The organism is Gordonia sp. GN26 (genome assembly GCF_054823965.1).
Map to the genome: position 1 here is coordinate 1 of NZ_JSYC01000102.1, position 304 is coordinate 304.

The 304-nt window shown below is 62.8% G+C and carries 1 protein-coding gene; it reads right to left on the reverse strand.

Going from position 1 to position 304, the window contains the following annotated elements; all coding sequences use genetic code 11:
* Positions 1–30: 30 nt before the first annotated feature.
* On the reverse strand, positions 31–304 hold a 274-nt coding region (locus OK17_RS18265), incomplete at its 5' end, for an integrase core domain-containing protein (RefSeq protein ID WP_461418302.1).

Below are 304 nucleotides of genomic sequence, written 5' to 3' on the forward strand. Positions count from 1 at the left end.
TGAATCGCCCCGGGTTTGCTGGGGGCTCGGTTACTTGGTTCCAGCGACTGCCGAGACCGGGTTCTCACGGTAGCTGGTGACTGTGTGGGTCGACCAGTAGGTGGTCTCGTACTCGACGGGCGGAACGTGCCCGATCTCGCCGTGCAGGCGGCGGTGATTGAACCAGTCGATGTACTCGGCGACGGCGATCTCGACCTCGCCGACACCGCCCCAGCCACCGCGAGGGCGCATGACTGGGTTACGGATACACTCGGCCTTGAACAACGAGTTGAACGCCTCGGCCATCGCATTGTCGTACGAATCA